19 protein-coding genes and 1 pseudogene are annotated in these 21,354 nt (G+C 74.9%); 8 read left to right on the forward strand and 12 right to left on the reverse strand.

Annotated features, from left to right (window positions below):
• Positions 1–182: 182 nt before the first annotated feature.
• Positions 183–1,151 (reverse strand): prolyl aminopeptidase, encoded by a 969-nt coding sequence (gene pip / locus BM076_RS05035; protein ID WP_093712091.1) that lies wholly within the window; start codon positions 1,149–1,151, stop codon positions 183–185.
• A gap of 91 nt (positions 1,152–1,242) precedes the next feature.
• Here pip and BM076_RS05040 point away from each other — a divergent pair, with 91 nt between their 5' ends.
• From BM076_RS05040 to BM076_RS05055, 4 genes and pseudogenes are all read left to right on the forward strand, one after another.
• Entirely contained in the window at positions 1,243–1,824 is a 582-nt protein-coding gene (locus BM076_RS05040; RefSeq protein ID WP_093712252.1) for a MarR family winged helix-turn-helix transcriptional regulator, read from the forward strand.
• The gene (locus BM076_RS05045; protein WP_245795722.1) at positions 1,811–3,481 is read left to right on the forward strand and encodes a SpoIIE family protein phosphatase; all 1,671 of its coding nucleotides are present in this window, start codon (positions 1,811–1,813) and stop codon (positions 3,479–3,481) included. Before BM076_RS05040 ends, BM076_RS05045 begins: the two co-directional genes overlap by 14 nt.
• Positions 3,482–3,594: 113 nt before the next feature.
• A pseudogene (locus BM076_RS05050) lies at positions 3,595–3,990 on the forward strand (DnaJ family domain-containing protein); the annotation flags it as partial.
• Between the two features lie 139 nt (positions 3,991–4,129).
• Entirely contained in the window at positions 4,130–4,732 is a 603-nt protein-coding gene (locus BM076_RS05055) for a hypothetical protein (RefSeq protein ID WP_245795723.1), read from the forward strand.
• A gap of 3 nt (positions 4,733–4,735) precedes the next feature.
• On the opposite strand, the gene BM076_RS05060 is transcribed toward BM076_RS05055, so the two are convergent.
• Positions 4,736–5,818: a TolB-like translocation protein gene (locus tag BM076_RS05060; protein WP_093712094.1), complete on the reverse strand. Its 1,083-nt coding sequence runs from the start codon at positions 5,816–5,818 to the stop codon at positions 4,736–4,738.
• A 222-nt stretch (positions 5,819–6,040) separates the two neighbouring features.
• Between BM076_RS05060 and BM076_RS05065 the strand changes: the two genes are divergently transcribed.
• Entirely contained in the window at positions 6,041–6,313 is a 273-nt protein-coding gene (locus BM076_RS05065; protein WP_093712095.1) for a hypothetical protein, read from the forward strand.
• A gap of 74 nt (positions 6,314–6,387) precedes the next feature.
• Here BM076_RS05065 and BM076_RS05070 read toward each other — a convergent pair whose 3' ends face one another.
• Positions 6,388–6,891, reverse strand: coding sequence for a DUF5949 family protein (locus tag BM076_RS05070; RefSeq protein WP_093712096.1), 504 nt, complete (start codon positions 6,889–6,891; stop codon positions 6,388–6,390).
• Between the two features lie 279 nt (positions 6,892–7,170).
• Here BM076_RS05070 and BM076_RS05075 point away from each other — a divergent pair, with 279 nt between their 5' ends.
• Positions 7,171–7,854, forward strand: a complete 684-nt coding sequence (locus tag BM076_RS05075; protein WP_093712097.1) for a hypothetical protein — start codon at positions 7,171–7,173, stop codon at positions 7,852–7,854.
• Positions 7,855–8,041: 187 nt separating this feature from the next.
• Complete coding sequence (locus tag BM076_RS05080) at positions 8,042–8,305, forward strand: chaplin (RefSeq protein WP_093712098.1); 264 nt, start codon at positions 8,042–8,044, stop codon at positions 8,303–8,305.
• A 96-nt stretch (positions 8,306–8,401) separates the two neighbouring features.
• Here the strand turns inward: BM076_RS05080 and BM076_RS05085 are convergent, their stop codons facing one another.
• A complete protein-coding gene (locus BM076_RS05085) occupies positions 8,402–9,271 on the reverse strand; it encodes a tyrosinase family protein (RefSeq protein WP_093712099.1) in 870 nt (289 codons plus the stop codon).
• 38 nt (positions 9,272–9,309) lie between these two features.
• Positions 9,310–9,768, reverse strand: a complete 459-nt coding sequence (locus BM076_RS05090; RefSeq protein ID WP_093712100.1) for a tyrosinase family oxidase copper chaperone — start codon at positions 9,766–9,768, stop codon at positions 9,310–9,312.
• A 297-nt stretch (positions 9,769–10,065) separates the two neighbouring features.
• Between BM076_RS05090 and BM076_RS05095 the strand changes: the two genes are divergently transcribed.
• Complete coding sequence (locus BM076_RS05095; RefSeq protein ID WP_107416933.1) at positions 10,066–11,700, forward strand: glycoside hydrolase family 26 protein; 1,635 nt, start codon at positions 10,066–10,068, stop codon at positions 11,698–11,700.
• 9 nt (positions 11,701–11,709) lie between these two features.
• Here BM076_RS05095 and BM076_RS05100 read toward each other — a convergent pair whose 3' ends face one another.
• The 7 genes from BM076_RS05100 to BM076_RS38280 all read right to left on the reverse strand — a co-directional run bounded on the left by BM076_RS05100 (position 11,710) and on the right by BM076_RS38280 (position 21,098).
• The gene (locus BM076_RS05100; protein ID WP_093712254.1) at positions 11,710–12,891 is read right to left on the reverse strand and encodes a GNAT family N-acetyltransferase; all 1,182 of its coding nucleotides are present in this window, start codon (positions 12,889–12,891) and stop codon (positions 11,710–11,712) included.
• Positions 12,892–12,986: 95 nt separating this feature from the next.
• Positions 12,987–13,760, reverse strand: coding sequence for a YveK family protein (locus BM076_RS05105; protein ID WP_177246326.1), 774 nt, complete (start codon positions 13,758–13,760; stop codon positions 12,987–12,989).
• Complete coding sequence (locus tag BM076_RS05110) at positions 13,757–14,983, reverse strand: glycosyltransferase (protein WP_093712101.1); 1,227 nt, start codon at positions 14,981–14,983, stop codon at positions 13,757–13,759. The genes BM076_RS05105 and BM076_RS05110 overlap by 4 nt, the downstream gene beginning before the upstream one ends.
• Positions 14,980–15,687, reverse strand: coding sequence for a polysaccharide deacetylase family protein (locus tag BM076_RS05115; RefSeq protein WP_093712102.1), 708 nt, complete (start codon positions 15,685–15,687; stop codon positions 14,980–14,982). Before BM076_RS05115 ends, BM076_RS05110 begins: the two co-directional genes overlap by 4 nt.
• Before the next feature lie 418 nt (positions 15,688–16,105).
• Positions 16,106–18,229 (reverse strand): lipid II flippase MurJ, encoded by a 2,124-nt coding sequence (locus BM076_RS37270; RefSeq protein WP_245795724.1) that lies wholly within the window; start codon positions 18,227–18,229, stop codon positions 16,106–16,108.
• Entirely contained in the window at positions 18,229–19,803 is a 1,575-nt protein-coding gene (locus BM076_RS05130; RefSeq protein ID WP_093712103.1) for an O-antigen ligase family protein, read from the reverse strand. The genes BM076_RS37270 and BM076_RS05130 overlap by 1 nt, the downstream gene beginning before the upstream one ends.
• Positions 19,804–19,811: 8 nt before the next feature.
• A complete protein-coding gene (locus BM076_RS38280) occupies positions 19,812–21,098 on the reverse strand; it encodes an exopolysaccharide biosynthesis polyprenyl glycosylphosphotransferase (protein WP_093712256.1) in 1,287 nt (428 codons plus the stop codon).
• Positions 21,099–21,354 lie beyond the last annotated feature (256 nt).

The raw sequence follows: 21,354 nt of genomic DNA on the forward strand, positions 1-21,354 counted from the left end.
GGGGAACTGCGCGGCCCGCCCCCACCGGCCGGTGGTCGCAAAACAACAGCGTCTGCCCCGCTGGGGGCGGTTTTTTGCCTGAAGGCGCGTTGCGGCTGGGCGCGCAGTTCCCCGCGCCCCTATCGGGCACCCTTCTCCGCCAGCGCAGCGCCGCGTCCCCGCGCCCCTAACAGGGCACCCCCCTACGCCGGGGCGGCGTACGTGTCGAGGGCGGAGAGGAGGGCGGCGGACATGGTGGGGCCGCCCTTGTGGCCGGCGTCGTCCATGACGCGCAAGGTGGCCCGAGGCCAGGCGGCGGCGAGGTGCCAGGCGGTGTCGAGAGGGGAACTGAGATCGAGCCGCCCGTGCAAGAGAGTGGCGGGGATCTCCCCGAGGAGGGGAGCGCCGCGGAGGAGGGCGCCCTCGGGGAGCCACGCGCCGTGGGCGAAGTAGTGGGCGGCGATGCGGACCATGGCGAGCCGGGCGGCGGAGGGCCGGTCGCCGTAGGGGCGGGCCGACCCGCTGGGTTCGAGGGAGAGGACGGCGTCCTCCCAGGCGCACCAGTCCTCGGTGGCCCTGGCCCGTACGGCCGGGTCGGCGGCGGAGGTGAGCCGGGCGTACGCGGCGACGAGGCCGCCCGCGATGCCGTCGCCGGTGTCGGCGTAGGGCCCCGCGGCCGAGCGGAAGGCTTCCCACTGGGCGGGGAAGAAGCGGGCGACACCGCGGTAGAGCCAGTCGATCTCAGCGCGCCGGGTCGTGGTGACCCCGCTGATCACGATCTCCGAGACGCGCTCGGGGTGCCGCTGCGCGTACGCGAGGATCAGCGTCGAGCCCCAGGAGCCGCCCATCAGCAGCCAGCGGTCGATGCCGAGCCGGACGCGGAGGCGTTCCATGTCGGCGATCAGGTGGTCGGTGGTGTTGTGCGTGAGGTCGGTGGCCGGGTCGGCGGCGTGCGGGGTGCTGCGTCCGCAGCCGCGCTGGTCGAACAGGACGGTGCGGTAGCGGGCCGGGTCGAACCAGCGGCGCCACCCCGGCCCGCAGCCGGAGCCGGGGCCGCCGTGCACGACGAGCGCGGGCTTGCCCGCGGGATTGCCGCAGGTCTCCCAGTACACGTGCTGGCCGTCGCCGACATCGAGCAGGCCCTGGTCGTACGGCTCTGTGGGTGGGTACATCCGCGGCTCCCCCGTCAAGGCGTCAAAGGCGTCATGGGCGGTCCGGCCGCCCGGTCGGACGCAATCTAACAGCGCTGTTAGATTAACCCTCATGAGCCCCACGAGCACGGACCTCCTCGGCACCCGCCTGCGCCACCTCCTGGAGCTGCTGGACGGCGACCTCGCCTCGCTCTACCCCGCCCTCGGCCTCCCCGACGGCTTCCGGCCGCGGTTCACCCCCGTGGTCCGTACGCTCGCCGCGTCCGGCGCGCTGTCGATCCGGGACCTGGCCGTACGGCTCGGCGTCACGCATTCGGCCGCCAGCCAGACCGTTGCCCGGATGACCGCCCAGGGCCTGGTGGAGCTGGCGCCCGGCGCCGACGCCCGGCAGCGGATCGTCCGGCTCACGCCCGCCGCCCGCGAGCTGCTGCCCGCGCTGGACACGGAGTGGGCCGCCGCCCGCGCGGCGGCCCACGCGCTGGAGACGGAGCTGCCGTATCCGCTCGGCCGCCTCGTCGACGAGGCGCTGGCGGCGCTGCGCCGCCGGCCGATGCGGGAGCGGATCGCCGCCGAGCTGTCCCCCGACCAGGGTCGGGCACGCGACCCGGGACGTACGGGCGATGGCCCGGCCGACGGAACCCGGCTCGCCGATTCGCCCCCCGGCGGGCACCGTGGAACAGGTGAACCGCGATGACTGGCTGTGGCGCGCGCTGCTGGAGGGGACGGAGGTCGGGATCGCCGCCCTGGACACCGAGCTGCGCTTCGTCTGGGTCAATCCGTCGCTCGCCCGCACCAACGGCCTGCCGGCCGCCGACCACGTCGGCCTGACCATCGCGCAGAGCGTGCCCGGGGTCGACGTCGACCACGGCATGCTGCGGGCGGTGCTCGCCGACGGCCGGCCGCGCGTGCTGCATTCCAGCGGGCAGACCCGCGCGGACTCCCCGCACCGCAAGCGTTACTGGCAGGGCGGCTGCCACCGGCTGGAGACCGCGGACGGCCGGGTCGCGGGCGTCGGCCTGGTGATCCTGGAGGTCAGCGAGGACCGCGAGTCGCAGCGCGAGCTGGAACGGGCCAGGGAGCGGCTGCTGCTGCTCGACGCCGCGAACGTCAGGATCGGCTCCACGCTGGAGATGGACCGCACCTGCCAGGAGCTGGCGGACCTGCTGGTCGAGGTGATCTCGGACGTCGCGACCGTGGCGGTGCTGGACGACGGCACGCGCGCCGGGCACCGGCCGCCGCCGCCGGACACGGTGCGGCTGCGCCGCGCGGCGATCGCGGCACGGCCCGCGCTGCGCGACCGGGCGGAGGACTTCGGGGTGCAGGGGGAGTACGTGGACTACGGTCCCGGCACGGCGATCCCGGACTGCCTGGAGTCCGGACGGCCGGTGCTGCGGGACGTGCCGCACGGCGCGGGCCTCGGCCTGTCGGCGCCGCTCGCCGAACGGGCCGCCGCCTACCGCGCCGCCGGCCTGCACTCGGTGCTCGTCGTCCCGCTGACCGCGCGCGGCGACCGGCTCGGCACGGTCACGCTGGTACGGGCGGAGGACTCGCCCGGTTTCGGCTCCGAGGACATCGCGGTCACGCAGACACTCGCCGACCGCGCCGCGATCAGCCTCGACAACGCCCGCCGCTACAGCCGCGAGCACGGCATCGCGGTGGAGCTGCAACGCGCCCTGCTGGCCGCGCCCGGCACCCCGCACCCCGGGCTCGACGTCGCCACCCGCTATCTTCCGGCCGGCGCCACCGACCTGGTCGGCGGCGACTGGTACGACGCGATGGCGCTGCCCGGCGGGGTGACGCTGCTGGCCATGGGCGACGTGATGGGGCACGGCGTGGACGCGGCCGTCGAGATGAGCCACTACCGCTCGATGCTGCGGGCGGTCGCGGGCGAGGGCGACGCGCCCGACCGCATCCTGCGCCGGATGGACGCGCTGCTGGCCGCGGCCGGCGCCCAACGGCCCGCCACCTGCCTGCTCGGGCTCGCCGATCCGGCGCGCGGCGGCTGCTGGTTCGCCAGCGCGGGCCATCTGCCGCCCGCCGTCGTGACGCCCGCGGGCCGGATCGGACTGCTGCCCGTACCGCCGGGGCCGCCGCTGGGCGCGGACCTGCGGGGCGAGTACGAGACGGTGTACGTGCCGTGGCGGGCCGGCGAGACGCTGCTGCTCTACACCGACGGCCTGGTGGAACGCCGTACCGAGGACATCGACCGCTCCCTGGCCCGCCTGGCCGGCCTCATCCTGCCGCACGCCGCCGGCCCCCTGGACGCGCTCCTCGCCCGTATCGTCCACCGCCTGGCCCCGGCCGCCACCGAGGACGACGTCGCCCTGCTGGCGGCCAGGGCGTGTCCGTGAGGCCGCGGCCTCACGGACACGCCCGGAGAGCGGATCCGTAACCTGGTAGGTGCGGACGGCGGCTTCGGACGCCGTCGGCGGACCCGCGGCGGGTACGGACGGAGGAGCGTGTCATGACCGAACGCAAGCCGCCCGGTGTCTCCTTCGAGACCTGGGCCGACCAGCAGATCCGTGAGGCCGAGGAACGCGGGGACTTCGCCCGGCTGCCGGGCGCGGGCAAGCCGCTGGCCTCGCTGGACGCGCCGTACGACGAGGCGTGGTGGATCAAGGACAAGATGCGGCAGGAGGGCCTGGCCGCGCTGCCGCCGTCGCTGATCGTGCGCAAGGAGGCCGAGGACGCGATGGCGGCCGTCGCCGCCGCCCGCTCCGAGCAGCGCGTGCGGGAGATCCTCGCGGAGATCAACGACCGCATCCGCGAGACGCTGGCCCGCCCGCAGGAGGGGCCGCCGCTGAACATGGGCCTGTTCGACGTCGAGCGGACGGTGACGCAGTGGCGTGAGCAGCAGGCCGGGCGCGAGGCGGCGGAGGCCGCCGCACGGGAAGCCGTACCGGAGGCTGTAGCGGAAGAGGCGGCCGAACTCCCGTCCCGCCGGGCCGGGTTGGGGCGGCTCTTCCGCAGGCGCCGGGCGTCCTGACAGGCTGACGGCCGTGCGCTTCGACTCCGTTCCCATGCCGCCGCCGGTCGCGGCCAGGCCCAGCGACCCGCGCGGCTATCCGGTGCCCGCGATCACCCCGTGGCAGGACGACCAGCCGCAGTTCGCGCTGACCGACTACGGCCGCAGCGCCAACTGCGCGCGGCGGCGGCTGTGTTCGGTGTGCGGCACGCTGATGCCGCGCGGCCCGGTGTGGCGGGTGGTGGGCGCCGGTGAGAGCGCCGCGATCGGCGACGCGCTGGCCGCCGGGCGCCCGTACCGGAACATGACGCCGACCCTGGAGGGCCCGGGCCACCGCGCCTGCATGCTCTACGCCTCGATGGTCTGCCCGTACCTGGCCCGGCCCAACGCGCGCCGCGGCCTGGACGCGCGGCAGCCGGACGAGCTGACCGAACACGTCGTGCGCGGCGCGGTGCGCGGCACGACGGGCGCGGTGGTCGGCTTCGCGGACTACGAGTTCGGGATCACCGCGTCCCAGGTGCTCTTCCGCTTCCTGGACGTCGTGGAATTCCTGCCGCACGACACAGCCGACGCCCATCTGGCCGAGCTGCGGGCGGAGTTGGACCGTGCTTCCGGTACGGAGGACCGCGCCCGCTGACAACTACCCCCGGTAGGCGGGCAGTCCGGTGTAGTCGGAGACCTTGACCGGCGGCCGCGAGCCGTCGGCAGGCAGCGTCACGATGCCGGCCGGGGTGCGTGCGGCGATGGTGCCGCCGTCGTGCGAGTAGGCGGGCTCGGTGTAGTCGGTGGCGGCGTTCGGGGTGAGGTCCTTGTACAGCGCGTGGCCGTTGCCGTCGGACTTCTCCAGGAACAGGTGGTCGTGGCCGCCGACCGACCGGACGAAGACGACACCGCCTTCCTGCACCGGCGAGGTCGCGGGCTCCGAGCCCTCGGTGAGCGCGAAGCCCTGCTGCCGCAGGTAGTCGTCGCGGATGTAGACCTTGCCGTCGTCACTGTTGGCGTAGACGGCGTCGCCGTACTTGCCCGCCGCGTTCGGCCAGACGTTGCCGGTCTTGGGCAGCGGCGTCGGATTGTCGTCGAAGAGCCGGTTCAGCGGCAGTTCGGCGGGGGTCGCGCCGTGCGCGCCCGCCGGGACGAGGTAGAGCCGCGAGACGCCGCCCGCGCGGCCGGCGAAGAAGAGGTTGTTCGTGGCCGGTACGCCGTTGCTCGCGTCGTTCGCGCGCACCTGCCAGGTGGGGTGCGACCAGTTCTGGTTGCCGGGGTTCTTGGCGACGACCGTACGGCCACTGCCGTCCGGGCCGCTGACCACGAGGTCGCCGTCGCCGTCGATGAAGGCGGCCTTCGCGCCGTCCGGCGACCAGGCCAGGTCGCGGACCTCGGTGCCGAAGTCCACGCGGGTGCCGTTCATCACCACATAGCGGCTGCCGTCGCTGATCGTGAGGCCGTTGTGCGCGGTGCCGTTGACCTTGGGCGCGGCCGGGGTGCCGGTCGACACCGGCTTGGCGCCCGAGCCGTTGGCGCCGTCGTCCCCGCCCGAGTCGCCCTTCTGCCCGCCCTGCCCGCCCTGCCCGCCCTGCCCGCCGCTGGTCGCCGACGGCGCAGGGTCGGTCGCCGTGCCGTCCGTGGGACCGCAGGCGGACAGCAGCATCGTGGCGCCCGCGGTGACGGCGGCGGTGAGCGCGATGGCGGCGGCGGTGCTGCGGCGGCGGGCGCGAACGGTCATGACGGGTTCCCCCCAAGGAACGGACACGGTGGCCTTCGCCGGCCTCCCCGGGCCGGTGCCGCCAGCCTGCGCGCCCAACGTCCGTCCCGTGTCAGCCTGTTGTCACGTGAGTGCAACAGCCGGTCGGGGCCGTACGGGCGCGGACCGGCCGGTACGGGCGCGCCCCGACCCGGACCGGGACGGTCCGCGTGCCCTGCGGGCGGTTCACGCGTTGTATCGATCATGAACGCAAGCCGAATCCTCACCGCCGCCGCCGCGGGCTCCTTCCTGCTCGCTGCCGCCGCCCCCGCCGCCATGGCCGCCGAGCAGTCCGCGGACCTCGGCTCCACCCTGAGCAGCACCGCGATCACCGCCGCCACCACGGGCGAGCAGGTCAAGGGCGCCACCTCCAGCGTGCTGGGCGACTACAAGGTCGACCAGAAGGTCCAGGACGTGCAGAACGTCGCCCAGGCCGGCACCGACGCGGTCAACGCCGCCAACGACCTGGTGCACTGACCCGAGCCCGACGCACGAGGGGCGCCTCACCCGAACGGGTGAGGCGCCCCTCGTGCGTCGGGCTCGGGAGCGGGTCAGCCCTTGAGGGTGCCGACCGGCACCAGGCAGTGCGCGGCGGTGCCGAGCACGTCCACGTTCCCGGCGAAGGACTGGAGGGTCTCCTCGGTCACCGGGGTGCCCGGCTTGGCCTCCGGCCAGGCGCGGGTGGCGAGGATGAAGTAGACGGCGCCGCGGTCCTGCGCCGCGTTCACCCACTGCTCCGGCACCGGGCAGGCGGCGTGCAGATACGGCATGGTCAGCACGACCTGGCCGCCCTCGACCAGGATCTTGACGGGCACGTTCGGCGCCTGCTTGACGTCGAGGACGGCGCCGCCGACGGGCAGCCCGACCTCTTCCGCGACGGCCAGCGCCGCCTCCTGTCCCGACTCGGGACCGTCGGGCCCGTCGCCGAGCGAATAGGCCATCAGGAACGGCATGTCGCGGCCGTCCTCATGGTGTTCCCCGGCCCAGGGAATCACCACAAGGGTGCCGAGCCGGCGCTGGAGGGTGGAATTCACGGCGGTATTGGTCTGGCTCATGCGCCGGACCCTAACGGCCGCCGGAGCCCGGCCGGGCCGGATATCACCTCGGCGGGCGACACCCGGCTCCCGGATTCGTCCGTTCGTGGAGATCCCGGCGGTGCGTACGCACCCTAACGGCCCATCAGCGGGATTTCCGTCGGCGGCGGCGCGGCGCGGAAATCGCGCAGTTCACGCGGGACCGTACGGCGGGCGCGTTCACTCTCAGCGGTTGCGGTCCTACTGTCCGCTTTTCACGGTGGTGGAGTAGTTGTTCATCCACGAAGGGAATTCCTTTCCATGCGTACCCACCGGATCACCGGCGTGGTCGTCGCCGGCGCGCTCGTCGCGACCCTCGCGGGCGGCGCGCTCTCGACGACCGCCGCTGCCGCCGCCCCCGCGGACACCAAGCCCGCGGGCACCTCGGCGACGCAGGCGGCGCCGGACGCGACCGCGCTGCTCGCGCAGGCCAAGTCCCTGGGAGACATGGCAGGCGTCATCACGCCGGTCACGAAACTGGTCCAGGACGTACTCGCCAAGCCCGGCACCGTCACGCCCGAGACCGTCACCGCCGACGCGGCCGCCGCCAAGTCGGCGATCGACGCCGCCAAGGCCGCCGCCCCGGCCGCCCCGGCCGCCCCCGCGGCCCCGGCCGCGCCCGCCGTGCCGAGCCTGGGCACCCCGGGCAAGGCCGCGACCGTGCCGGCCAAGCCGACCGCGACGCGTGACGTGAAGGCCGACGCCCTCGCCGCGCTCCAGACGGCCGTCGACAACCTGGTCAAGGCGTCCAAGGCCGGTGACGCGGCGGGGCTGCTGACCGCCGCCACCGGCGTCGTCACCGGCCTGGTCAACGTGGCCGTCGCCACCGTCCTGTCCGGCGGCCTGCCCGCGCCGAACCTGCCGGGCCTGCCCGCACTGCCGTCCCTGCCGTCCGTCCCCGGGGCGCCGTCCGTCCCGTCGCTGCCCGCGGCTCCGGCGCTCTGACGCCGTAACGCACCGGGGCAACACCGGCCGAAGGGGTGAACGCCAATCGGCGTTCACCCCTTCGGCCCATTCGGGTGCGACGTCACCGGTTCAGCCCAACCTGCGTGACCATTGGTGATCCCGTCCCGTTGCGCACAGCGTCAACGCCGCAGGTATTGCGGTTGAGTTTCGTCTCAAGGAGATCTTCATGTCGCGTATCGCAAAGGCGGCGGCTGTCACCGCCGCGGCGGGTGCCGTTCTGGCCGCCGGTGCCGGTATGGCTGTTGCCGACTCGGGCGCGCAGGGTGCCGCTGTCGGTTCCCCGGGCGTTCTGTCCGGCAACCTGGTCCAGGTCCCCGTGCACGTGCCGGTCAACGTGTGCGGCAACACCGTGGACGTCATCGGCCTGCTGAACCCGGCGTTCGGCAACACCTGCGCGAACGTCTCCGGTGACAACGGCGGCGAGTGGTAATTCCGCACCACCGCGGCCTCCCGTCACCTTGTGCGTGTACGGGAGGCCGTTTTCATGCCCGCGTGCCTCATGCCCGCTGGTGGGCTGCCGCCGGGCTCAGCTCTCCTCGTACCGGTAGTAGCGGCGGTGGTCGAACCACTGCGACGGCTTCTCGTTCCACGGCGGCATCGGCTCGTCGGCGCTGATCACCCGGCCGTGCTCGGGGACCTTGGCCGACAGCGGCTTGGCCGGCAGGTACGAGGACCGCGGGTGCTTGCGCTGCCAGCGGTCCCAGACCAGGTCGAGGAAGGCGTGGTGCAGCCAGAACACCGGGTCGTTGGGCGAGGTGCCGCCGACCATGTGGCCGCCGACCCACTGGTGCACCCGGTTGTGCAGATAGCCGCCCTTGGTGTCGCTGACGGTCCAGCCCTCGATGGTGTTGCGGAAGCCCTTGGTCGTCGGCGCGGAATTCCACGGCGCGACGTCGTAGACCGGATTGCCGAGCGCGTTGCTCAGCTCCGTCCTGGTCGGCAGCTTGATCGGGTGGTACGGCCGCCCCAGATTGCGGGTCAGGAACTTCTCGTCGGTGACCCCGTACCGGATCGGCCAGTCGCCGGTCTGGTACGCGAACGGCCCGGTCATCACCTGGCCGTCGCTGTCGCGCCCGTCGCCGCCCATGAAGTCCGGGCCCCACAGGGGCGAGTCCTTGGAGTTGTCGACCGTCCAGTCCCAGTAGGGCAGCGAGACGCCCGGGTCGAGCATCCGCAGGTCGGACTCGAACTGGAGCAGGAAGCGGCGGTGCCAGGGGAAGAAGGTCGGCGCCATGTGGGCGACCCGCAGTCCGCTCTCGCCGTCCGCGGCGAAGTATTTGGCGTGCGTGACGACGTACTGGTCGTAGCTGCCCATGCGCTTGAGTTCCAGCACGGCCTCGACGAATCTGGCGCGCTGTGTGCTGGTCAGGTGCCGCTGATTGATTCGGGTGTACACAGGAGCTGACCCCTCGGCGGTCGTACGGCGCTGGGCCGTCAGTGGTGGTGCTCGGCGTTCGCGGACAGCTGGGCGCGGCCGATCTGGTCGACCGCGGCGCGCGCGGTGCCGAGCGCGGTGGGGAACGGCTGGTAGTGGTTGGCCATGCTGATGAAGCTGCCGTCCACCCGCCGCATCACCCCCAGCGCGCGCCCGTCGATCCGGATGTCCACGCCGGCGTCCCCGGCCGAGCTGAAGCCCTGGATGCGGCGCCCGCGGTAGACCTCGTCGAAGAGGGCGGCGCCGGCGCCGGGCACGGGTGCCGCCTCGACGGCGGCGGGCGGTTCCGCGAGCGCGGTGGCGTCGCCGCCGGCCCGCGCGGTCAGCATCGGGCGCAGTGCCGCGGCGGTGCCCGACACGGCGGCCACGGTGCCCAGGCCCCGTCTGATGACCCGTCGGCGGGTCGAGCCGCGGGGGCGCGAAGGCTTGTCGTTCTCGTTCCGCAGGGCATCGCTCATGTCCGACACACTCCTCTCCTCCGGCCGTTTCCGCGGTTCATCATGCCGCCGTAGGGGTGAGGCGGACCGGATAATCAGTGGGCCATGCAAGGAAATTCATCCGCCCGAGTGATGTCGCGATCGGCTCGGTGCCGGTATTGATGGCCTTTCGGAAACCGCGATGGGGCACGGAGGCCGTATCGATTCTTTTGGCCTACGCCGAAGAGCGCGCCAATTACTCATACGTTATGACTGGTCGTTAGGTGCGTGGTGACGCCACGCCGCTGACGGCGCATTGACGGTGAATGAGGAGTGACCATGGCCAACCGACGCCAATGGCTGACAGGTGCGGGCGTCGGGGTCGTCGCCGCGGCCGTGATCGCCACGGGTCTGTCCGGCACGGCCGGGGATTCGCCGTTCGCCGGGCGCTCGCTGTTCACCGCGCTCGCCGGGTCCGCCGCCACCGGCGCGCCCGCCGCGGGCAGCCCGGGCGCTCCCTCCGCCACCCCCACCTCTTCTTCCGGAACCTCCTCCCCCACGCCCCCGCCGCACGCCTCGTACGCCCCCATGGGCGCGTTCACCGACTCCGGCGCCGAGGGGGTGCAGCGGATCAACGGCCTGGAGAACTGGCTCGGCGGCACCGAGGCGACGGTCGGCCACACCTATCTGCCAGGCGACGACTGGTCGGGCATCGAGGGCGCGGGCGGGCTGCTCAAGCCGTGGGCCGCCTGGAAGCGCGCCAAGCAGGACCGGCTCTTCGTGCTCAACGTGCCGATGCAGGAGCACAACGAGGACCACGTCCCCGACAGCGAGGTGCGCGGCCTCATCCGGCAGGGCGCGCGCGGCGACTTCGACGCCCACTTCACCAAGCTGGCCATGCGGCTGGTCGACCTCGGCGTGCCCGACACCGTGATCGTCCTCGGCTGGGAGATGAACGGCACCACGTACACCCACCGCTGCGGGCCCGACCCGGAGGGCTGGAAGACGTACTGGAACCGGATCGTCGCCGCCATGCGCGCCGTCCCCGGCCAGCACTTCCGCTTCGACTTCACGCCCAACCGCGGCCAGGACGCCATCGGCTGGACGGAGTGCTACCCCGGCGACAAGTCCGTGGACATCGTCGGCATGGACTCCTACGACCAGCCGCCCGGCGAGACCTTCAACGACCAGATCACCGAGCCGTACGGGCTCCAGGCGCAGGTGGACTTCGCCGCGCAGCACGGCAAGGCGATCTCGTACCCGGAGTGGGGGCTGTTCCGCAACGGCGACAACCCCGACTACATGCGGAAGATGCTGCAGTGGATCGACGACCACGAACCGATGTACCAGACCATCACCGACTACTGCCCGCACGGCGTGTGGCAGTGCACGGAGAACCCGAAGTCGTCGAAGGTCTACCGCAGCGTCCTCTTCGGCCGTAAGCCGGCCCCGGAGCCGACGCCCACGCCGACGCCTACTCCCACGGAGACGGGTACACCGACGCCTTCGGGTACGCCCACGCCGACCGTCTCCCCGAGTGCGACGCCGACCACGCCGATTCCGACCACGCCCGTCCCGACCACGCCTACGGTGACGCCGAGTGTGCTGCCGCCCGTGACGCCGACCCCGGCGCTCACTCCGGTGGCGGTGCCGACGGTGTCGCCGTCCGGGTCGCCGACGGCCACGCCGAATCCGCAGGCCGGGCCGACGCCGTTGCCGCCGCCGGTGGAGGCGTGCCTGCCGATCCAGCTCACCGAGGAGCAGAAGAAGCAGTACGCGAGCGGCGAGATCTGCATCCGGCTTCAGCCGAAGGCGCCGCCCGCGTCCTCGACACCGACACCGAAGCCGAAGCCGACGACGGCGAAGCCGGCTCCGACGACACCGACGCCTCAGGCGACGACGCCGGCCCCGTCGCTCAGCCCGACGCCCGCACTGTCCCCGACACCCGCGCTCTCGCCGACCCCGACACCGTAGGAGTCGGGACTACGACCGGCTCCGGCGCGCGAGCCGGTCGTTGAGGCGGGCCCGCCAGGCGCGCAGCGCCGGGAGGCGGCGCTTGGCGGTGGCGGCCAGCCGGGTGCGGGCGCCGGCCAGCGCGGCGCGGGTGAGCAGCAGGCCGGCCAGCGGGCGGCCGGACAGCAGCAGCCGCCGGTTGGTGACGTACTCGGGCCGCCAGTGGAATTTGTGCGGCTCGGCCCCGCGCAGCAGGCTCAGGGCGGCCCGGCCGCCGCCGTACGTCTGCTGGACGCCGTGCCGCATCAGCAGCGTCGTGACGTCCACCTTCGTGGAGCGCAGGTCCGGATGGGCGCCGTAGAGATAGCCGCCGGTCAGCGCCGGGCAGAGCACGGTGAGGTTGGCGGCGACGACCTCGCCGCCGAGCCGGAATTCGGTGACGGCCGCGTCGCCCGAGGCGACCATCTGCCGGGCGGCACGCGTCAGGTGCTCGGCGAACCGCGGCCGTACGTGCTCGGGTGTCACCCCGCGGCCCTCCCACTGGAGCAGGTGCAGCCGCAGCATCGTCTCGACGGCGGCGGGCACCTCCAGCGGCGGCACGGCGCGTTCCTCGACGCCCGCCGCGTCGAGCTTGCGCAGATTGGAGCGGATGCGCTGGCCGCGCGAACTGCCGACCCTGGCGATCAGCTCGTCCATCGGCAGCCCCGGCAGTTCCAGGCACACCGAGTCCGCGAGCTGCCTGCGCGGCCCGGGCCAGGCCGCGTACACCCGCTCGGCGGCGGCCCCCGGCCGCACCTCGCGCAGGTCGATCAGCGCGGTGCGCGCCAGCCGGCGCAGCCCGTCGGTCAGCGCGGCGGCGTGGGCCGGGTCCGACTCGTCGACCAGGACGTCCGTGTAGTCGGTGATCGCCCCGCCGAGCCCGGTCAGCACCGGCCACGGCCGGTACGTCACCATCAGTGGCGCCGCCGCCACCAGCTCCCCGCCCCGGCGTACGGTCACCACCCGCAGCCGGCCGCGCCGCCCGTCCCCGTACGACAGCCACCACGAGTACAGCCACGCGTGGCTCTGGAACGGCGTCACCTCGGCGCACCGGCCGTACAGCCGGTCCCACTGCGCTCGCAGCGCGCCGAATCCGGCGGTGTCCCGGCACACGGACACGGTGAGCGGGGGCGTGCCGGGCGCGGCGGGTGACGCGTCCCGCGGTACGCGGATGTCCGTGAGCCCGGGCGCCGGCCCGGACCCCGGCCGCGCGGGTGGCGCGCCGTCCGCGCTCGGGGGCGCCGTCGTCCCCTGCCCCTGACGGGCCGTCACACCGCTTCCCTGGCCATCGCGGTCGGGGCGTGGCCCTGGGCCGGGGTGTGGGCGGGGGCCGGGACGACGGGCGCCGCGGGACCGTCGCGGCGGTCGCGCGGGCGGACCAGGAGGATCAGGGCGCCGAGGAGGCCGCCGGCGCTGGCGCCGACCGCGGTGGACAGCGCGGCGGACGGCGAGGCGGGGGAGGTGGGCACGGCGGCGGGGGAGAAGACCAGCAGGCGGACGCCGGTGCTCGCGGCGTTGCGGTTGCCGGTGGCGGCGAGGGAGTCGGCCACGGCGTTGGCGATCTTCGCGGCGGACGCGCCGCGCGAGCCGCTGCCGGTGATCGAGATCATCGGCGCGTCCGGCGAGGTCGCCGCCTGCACCTTGCCCTTGAGGTCGTCCACGGCGATCCCGGCGGTGGCCTGCGCCCCCGCGAGGACGGCGGAACCGGTGACGATCCGGCCGTACGCCTGCGCGAAGCCGGTGACGGTCGTCGAATCGCCGTCGCCGTGCTGCGGCACGACGATGACGTAACTGGTGGCGCTGTACTGCGGGGTCGCCGTAAGCCCGTAGCCGAGGCCGCCGAGCAGCCCGACGCCCAGGCAGAGCGGCAGCGGCAGCCAGCGCGGCGCGTTGCGCCAGGAGGAGCGGCGGGCGGCGGCGCGCTGCCCCCTGCCGCTTCCGCTCCCCTTCCCGCTTCCGGTCCTGTTCCCGCCTCCGTTCCCGCTGGAACCTGCGGTACGGGTCGTGTCCTTCGTCGCGGTGTCCTGCATGGGTCGTCTCATTTCTTCAGTCCTGCCGGGGAGGCGGTGACCGCCGGGATGTCCTCGGATACGTGCGCGCCGGAGTCGGGCCCGGGCCCGGTGCCGGTCGCGGCGGCGTACAGCGCGTGCACCCGCTCGGCGGTGCGGGCGATGTGGTAGCTGTCGACGGCGGCCGGCACCGGCAGCCGCCGCGCCCCCGCGTCGGGGCCCGCGTGCGGGCCGGTGTGCCGGGCGTAGTGCGTGTGCAGCGCGGCGACCAGGTCGCGGACGTCGGTGCCGATCCGCCGGGCGCCGGGCGCGGCGGCCGACGGCAGGTCCTCGATCGCCGGGCACGCCATGTGCAGTACGGGCAGCCCGGCCGCCAGCGCCTCGACCATCGCGAGCCCGAAGGACTCCTCGCGCGAGGCCGACACGAAGACGTCCATCGCGGCCAGCAGCGCGGGCAGTTCGGGCATTACGCCCGCCCCGTCCCGGCCGCCCGCCGCGCCCACCAGGTGCACGCGCGGTGCGACGCCGAGGGACCGCGCCAGCCGCAGCAGATGGTCGTGCTCGGGCCCGGTGCCGACGATCAGCAGCCGCGCGGCGGGCACGGCCGGCAGTGCCCGTACGAGCACGTCGACGTTCTTGCCCGGCACCAGGCGGCCGACCCCGCCGATCACGAACGTCCGCTCGGAGAAGCCCAGTTGAGCGCGCGCGGCGGCCCGTACGGCCGGGTCGAAGCGGAACCGGTCCGGGTCGATGCCGTTGGGCACCACATGGATGCGCTCTTCGGGCACGCCCCATTCGCGCAGCCGGCGCGCGACCGTCGCGGAGACGGCGACGGTGCCGACACCGAGGCGTTCGGTCCCCCGGTAGAGCGCCCGGGTGCCGCGGGTCAGCGGGCGGCCCTCGATCTGCGAGTCGCCGAGCGAGTGCTCGGTCGCCACGACCGCGCGGACCCCGGCCAGCCGGGCGGCGATCCTGCCGTACACGCAGGCCCGGTAGAGGTGGGTGTGCACCACGTCGTAGCGGCCCGCGCGGATCAGCGAGGTCAGCCGGGGCAGCGCGGCCAGGTCGCGGTTTCCGCCCATGCCGAGGTGCGTGACGCGCACGCCGTCCGCGCGCAGGCCGTCCGCGACCGGGCCCGGATTGGTCAGCGTCACCACCTCGCTCTCGCAGGTGGCGGGCAAGTGGCGTACGAGCAGCCGCAGTTGCTGCTCGGCGCCGCCGATGCCGAGGCCGGTGACGATGTGCAGCACCCTCATCGGTCCGCCCCTCCCCCGCCGGCGGCGCCCTTCGCCGTCCGCAGCCGGTGCAGCAGCCGTTTGGCGTTCAGCCGCCCCGCCGCGTCCCGCTGGCCGATGTACGCGCGCGGCAGCGCGAAGGTCCCGGCGAGCGGACCCGGGTCGACCGAGCACGCGTAGCCGTATCCGGCGCGGCGGGCCGCGGCCACCGCGCGGGCGTCGGTCGCGCCGTACGGATAGCAGAAGCCGGTCGGCGTCCGTCCGGTGATGTCCGCCAACCGGCTGCGGCTCTCGGTGAGTTCGGCGGTCAGTACGTCGTCGTCGGCGGCGGTCAGGTCCAGGTGCAGCAGGCCGTGCGAGCCGACCTCCATCCCGGCCGCGGCGGCCGCGCGGATGCCGTCCGCGGTCAGCAGCGGCTTGCGCGGGCCCTTCTCGTCCCAGGCGTTGACGCCGCCGAGCCTGCCCGGCAGCACGAACACCGTCGCGGTGTGGCCGTACCGCAGCAGCGCGGGCACCGCGTGCTCCACGAAGTCGGCGTAGCCGTCGTCGAAGGTCAGCCCGACCAGCCGCCGCGCCCGCCCGGCCGCGTGCGCCCGCAGCAACTCCCGTACGCCCACGCCGGTCAGCCCGCGCCGCCGCAGCCACGCCAGCTGCCGCCGGAGGCGCTCAGGCGTCACCGTCACCAGATACGGGTCGTCCCGGCACTCGTCCACGGAGTGGTACATCAGCGTCCAGGGCAGCGGGCCGCCGGCGGGCGGGACGGCATCCGGCTCCGACGCGGTGTCCGGCTCCGACGCGGTGTCCGGCGCCGGTGCGAAGTCCCGCGCCGGTGCGAGGTCGTGTGCCGGTACGGACCCGGCGGCCGCTCCCTCCGGGCCGGCCGGGCGCACGGAGCCGGAGGGGCCGGACGTATCGGAGGCGGCGGAGGCGCTGGACGTACTGGAGGTCGTGGAGGCGCTGGACGTGGCGGAGCCCGGCCTCGGGGGGTGCGCGGCTCTGCGCAGGGAGTCGCGGGCGGCGGCGGAGGCGGGTCCCGCCGCGGAGCCGGGCGACCGTCCGGGCGCGGTGCCGGACGGGCGGTGGTCCGTGGCGCGGCCGGCCGGGGACACGGCGTCGCGCGCGGAGTGGGGCACAGGGTTCGAACTAGGCATGGGACAGCCTTCGTTTCGCGGTGGCGAGCAGATGCGGTACCTCCGGCACCCGCACCGCGACGGCCGCCGCGGCGAAGGTGACCGGCACGGCGATGCAGCACACCGCCGTCGCGGCCAGCGGATCGGGGATCAGCGATCCGAGGGCCCAGCCGGCGGCGGTGGCGACCGCCGCGGCGAGAGTGATCCGGCCCACGCCGGTGAGGAGTTGGCGGGCGCCGATGCCGATGGTGTGCGCGGCCAGGCCGCGGGCCAGCAGGGCGGCGGTCACGGTGATCCCGGCGGCGTTGCCCGCGGCGATCCCGTACGCGCCCCACGCCGTGGCCGTCGCCGCGTCCACGGCGACCGTCAGGAGCAGGCCCGCGCCCATCGCGGCGGCCGGGTACCAGGTCGGCCGCGCGGCCGAGAAGTACGGGCGGATCAGCGCGCCCACCAGGCTCTGGCCGAGCAGCCCGAGCGCGTACACGCGCATGACGGCGGCCGTCGCCGCGGTGTCGGAGGCGTCGAACGCGCCCCGCTGGAACAGGACTTCGACGATCTGCGGGGCGCAGCCGATGATGTACGCGGTGCCGAGCAGCACCATCACGCACACCACCGTCAGGTCCCGCTGCACCTGCCGCCTGGCCCGCTCCCGGTCCCCGCGCGCCAGCGCCTGCGACACCACGGGGAAGGTGACCGTGCAGATCATCACCGACAGCACCATCGGCATCTGCGCGACCTTCTGCGCGTAGTTGAGGTGCGAGATCGCCCCGGACGGCAGCGGCGCGGCGAAGAACCGCTCGATCAGCACCTGGGCCTGGCGGCCGACCGTGAACACGATCACCGGCGCCACCAGCGCCAGCCCCAGCCGCCCCTCCCGGTACGCATGCGCCCCCCGCCGCGCCCGCGGCACGGGCCACCTCCCACCGGGCGCCGCGGGTGCGGTCGGCGGGAGGTGATCGTCGTCGCTCTCCGGTACGGACCACACGTCGGCCGTCGGCCCGAAGTCGGCGGGGTATCCGCCGGTCCCCGGCGCGAACGCGGGTGACGTGGTCCGCCGGCCGGTGTCGGCGCCCTGCGTGGGCCAGGCGGTGGGGCTGCTGTCGGCGGCCGCGACGGGTGCGGTCGGTGTGTGGTGATCGTCGTCGGTCCCCGGCGCGGACCACACGTCGGGGATCACGCCGAGTCCCGGCGCGGGTGACCGTGTCCTGTGGTTGCCGACGGGCTGCGTGGGCCACGTCGTCGCTCGTCGTGGACGGCTCGCGCGGGCCCGCGGGCGGGGCCCTTCTCCCCGGTCTCTCCTGGGGGAGTCGGTGCGGCGCAACTCCGCCAGGAAAGCCGGGAGTTGGACGAGGACCATCAGCAGGCCGCCGATGGCGACACCCGCGGCGGCGGCGCGGGCGCCCCAGTGGGCGTGGAGCAGGAAGAGGGTGGCGACGATGCCGACGTTGTAGGCGATGTAGATGGCCGCGGGCGGCAGGAAACGGCGGTGGGCGCGGAGCGCGGCGCTGAGGTAGCCGGCGAGGCCGAAGGTGAAGACGGTGACGGCGGTGAGCCGGGTGCAGTCGACGGCGAGGCGGTGGTCGGTCAGGCCGGGGGCGAGGACGTCGACCACGTAGGGCGCCGCGAGGGCGAGGACGGCCGTCGCGGCGGCCAGCAGCAGCGTCAGCCGGGGCAGCGTCGCCCCGAGCAGCACCCGTACGGGGTCGCGGCCCCGGCGGCCCGCGGCTGCCTCGGTCCTGCGGGCGACCGCCGCCGCGAAGGCGGGTACGAGCAGCAGCGCCATCGCGTCCTCGATGAGGACGGTCGCGGCCAGTTCCGGCACCGTCCACGACACGAGGAAGGCGTCGCTGGCCGCGCCGGCGCCGAAGAGGTGCGCGATCGCCTGGTCGCGGACCAGGCCGAGCACCGAGCCGGCCACCGACAGCACCGCCGTCACCAGGGCGGCCCGCGCGAGGCCGTTGGACCCCTTGTCCTCCTGGCCCTCCCGGTCCCGCTGGTCCTCCCGGCCGGGGCCGCTCCCGCCGGCACCGCCGGCACCGGCGGCACCGTCGGCGGCGGACGCGTCGAGCGCCGCCGGCACCGTACGGCCGGCCGGCGCGTCCTCCTCGTCCTCGGCGGTCGCCGCCCCCGCGGTCATCAGCGAGGCCCGCCCGGACCCGCATCCGTACCCGCGCTCGTGCCCGTACCCGGACCCGTACGCGGACCCGGACCTGTACGCGGCCCCGGGGTCGAGCCCACGCCCGTAGCCGTAGCCGTGCACAGGGCCGAGCCCACTCGCCCGCTTGCGTCCGTACCCGTGCCCGTACCCGAATCCGGGGCCGTCGCCGCGGGTGACAGTGCCCACCACGCGGCCAGCCCGATCAGGACGGCGGTCAGGACGGTGGAGGGGCCGCCGATGTCGGCGTACAGGAAGTCGACGCAGCTCCAGATGAGCAGGCCGACCGCGGCCAGGCCGCACGCGGCGGCGCCCGGCGCGCGCGGGCCGGGGGAGCGGCGCACCCGCAGCAGCCGGTCGGTGCCGCGCGCGAGATAGGCGGCCCAGCCGCCGACCAGCAGGGTGAAGCCGATCAGCCCCTGCTCGCTGAGGGCGAGCAGATACATGTTGTGCGGCGACAGCAGCGGTTCACGGGTGAAGCGCTGCCCGGCCCCCGCGGTGTCGCTGCCCGACGACAGGGCGAGCGAGGCGTGCCCGTCCCGCTCGTCGGGGAACCGCTTGAGCCCGACGCCGGTCGCCGGGTGCTCGCGCCACATGCCGAGCGCCGCGGCCCACAGCGTGTACCGGTCCGTCACCGACGGGTCGGGCGCGGCCTTGACCTGCGTGATGCTCGCGACCCGCTCGCTGATCATCTGCGAGCCGACGCCGAGGCCGCCGACCAGCAGCACCGAGGACGCGGCGAGCACCCCGAACACGCGCAGCGCCTGCCGCCGCCCGGACAGCACGATCATCGCCGCGCACGCGACGGCCGTGGCGATCCACGTACCGCGGCTGAAGGACACCACCAGCGGGACGACCAGCGCGGCGGCGCAGGCCAGCGCGGCGGGCCGCAGCCAGCGGGGCGCGCCCGCGGCGGCCGGGACGAGGGCGCAGCCGGTCGCGACGACCAGGCCGTACGCGACGACCGTCGCCATCCCCATGATGTCGGAGGGGCCGAAGGTGCCGACCGCCCTGATGTCCTCGCCCATGTACGAGGCGCCGGTGCCGGTCGCGTACTGCCAGACGCCGATCGCGCCCTGGACCAGCGCGACGGCGACGACCGCGCCGGCGACGACGGCGAAGTCCCGGCGGTCGCGCAGCAGCAGCACCAGCGAGGCGGGCACCAGCACGAACACCTGGACGTAGCGCAGGAATCCGGCCAGGCCCGCGCCCGGGTCGGCCGAGGTCATCGCGGACAGCGCGAAGCCGACGGTCGGCGCGCCGAGCAGCAGCGCGGCGGTCGCGGTCAGCGGCCGGGCGCGGTGCCGCAGCAGCCGTACGGCGACGGTGAGGATCATGACCGCGGACGCCGCGTCGGCCGGGGTGACCTTGCCCGACGTGCTGACGTCGCCCGTGCTGACCGGCGCGGCCAGCAGCAGGACGGTGGCGAGCGCGGGCAACAGCGGTGCCAGCCAGGCGTATTGGCGCAGCCGCGACGGTACGCGGTCCTGCCTCGGCGCCGGGGCGGGCGCCGGTCCGCGCGCGGGGGCTTCCGGGGTCGTGACGATGGTGGCCATGGCGCCGCTCAGCTCCCGCCGAACCGGAACAGTGAAGTCGCCGTGCGGAGCAGGATTCTGACGTCCTGCCAGAGCGACCAGCTGTCGATGTAGTGGTTGTCGAAGCGCGCGCGGTCGGCGATCGAGGTGTCGCCGCGCAGGCCGTGCACCTGGGCGAGCCCGGTGATGCCGACGGGCATCCGGTGCCGGTCCCGGTAGCCGGGGTGGGTCTGGCTGAACTGCTCGACGAAGAAGGGGCGTTCGGGGCGCGGCCCGACCAGGCTCATGTCGCCGCGCAGCACGTTCCAGAACTGCGGCAGCTCGTCCAGCGAGGTGCGGCGCAGCAGCCGGCCGACGCCGCTGACCCGGCGGTCGTGGGCGATGCTCCAGCGGGTCGCGGACTCGCCGGGGTCGCTCGGCCGCAGCGTACGGAATTTCAGCAGCGTGAAGGGCCGGCCGCCCAGGCCGATGCGTTCCTGGCGGAACAGCACGCCGGGGCCGTCGGCGAGGCGTACGGCCAGCGCGCACACCGCGAGCACCGGGGCGAGCGCGAGCAGCGCGGCCGAGGCGAGCACGACGTCGAGCGCGCGCTTGCCCCAACGGCCGTGCGGCGGACGCGGATACGGGTCGAGGCGGCGGCACGCGAAGCCCCACAGGTGGCCGGGGGCCACCGTGCCGGGCCGGCCGCCGGGAGTGGGTCCGACCTGCCACACGCAGGCGCCCTGCGCGGCCAGCAGCCGCACCGTCGCGGTGGTCCGCGCGTCGGGGGTGCGCGGGCCGGTGACGACCGCGTACCGCACGGAATTCTGGATGACGGCGCGCGTGATGTCGCCGTGGCCGGTCAGTACGGGCAGCGGGAAGTCGTCGGGCGCCGTGCCGTGACCGGGTCCGGGGCCCTGCTCCTGGCCCGGGACCTGGCCGGTGGCGGCGATGCCGACGGGGTGCATGCCGTATTCGGGGTGCGCGTGCAGCACCGCCACGACCTGGCGGACGGCGGCGTCGCCGCCGACGATCAGGGTCGAGCCGGGGTGCAGCCGGGCGTGCCGCCGCCGGGCGCCGTACACGAGGGCGCGCAGCATGCACTGGCCGAGCACCGTCACGGCCACGGCGGTCAGCAACTCGGCCCAGCCGAAGGCCCGTCCGGGCGCCCGCGCGGCCGCCGCCACCGCGACCAGGCCCCATGCGGAGGCCGCGGCCGGCGCCAGCGCGGGCACCTCGTCGAAGGCCGCGGGCGCGAAGCCGGGCCGGTACAGGCCCTGCCGCCGTACCACCGCCACCAGGCACACCACCAGCGGCACCAGCAGCCACGGCGCCATGCCCGGCCGCCCCACCAGCGCCCCGACGACGGCCGCCGCCGCGTCCGCCACCACCAGCGGCCCGGCCGCCCGCGGCCGGAACGCCTTGTGCCGCGGCCTCCCCGCCCTGGGCGAGGCCCCGCCTGCGGCGGCCTGACGAATCTCCGGCGCCGCCCCGGCCCCACCGCCCGCCGTGCGTACGACCGACGCCTCGTCGCCGCCCGCCTTCCGGGCAACCGACGCCCCGCCGCCCGCGACCGGCCCGCGCCCCGCACGA

Source organism: Actinacidiphila alni, from assembly GCF_900112845.1.
GTDB lineage: Bacteria > Actinomycetota > Actinomycetes > Streptomycetales > Streptomycetaceae > Actinacidiphila > Actinacidiphila alni.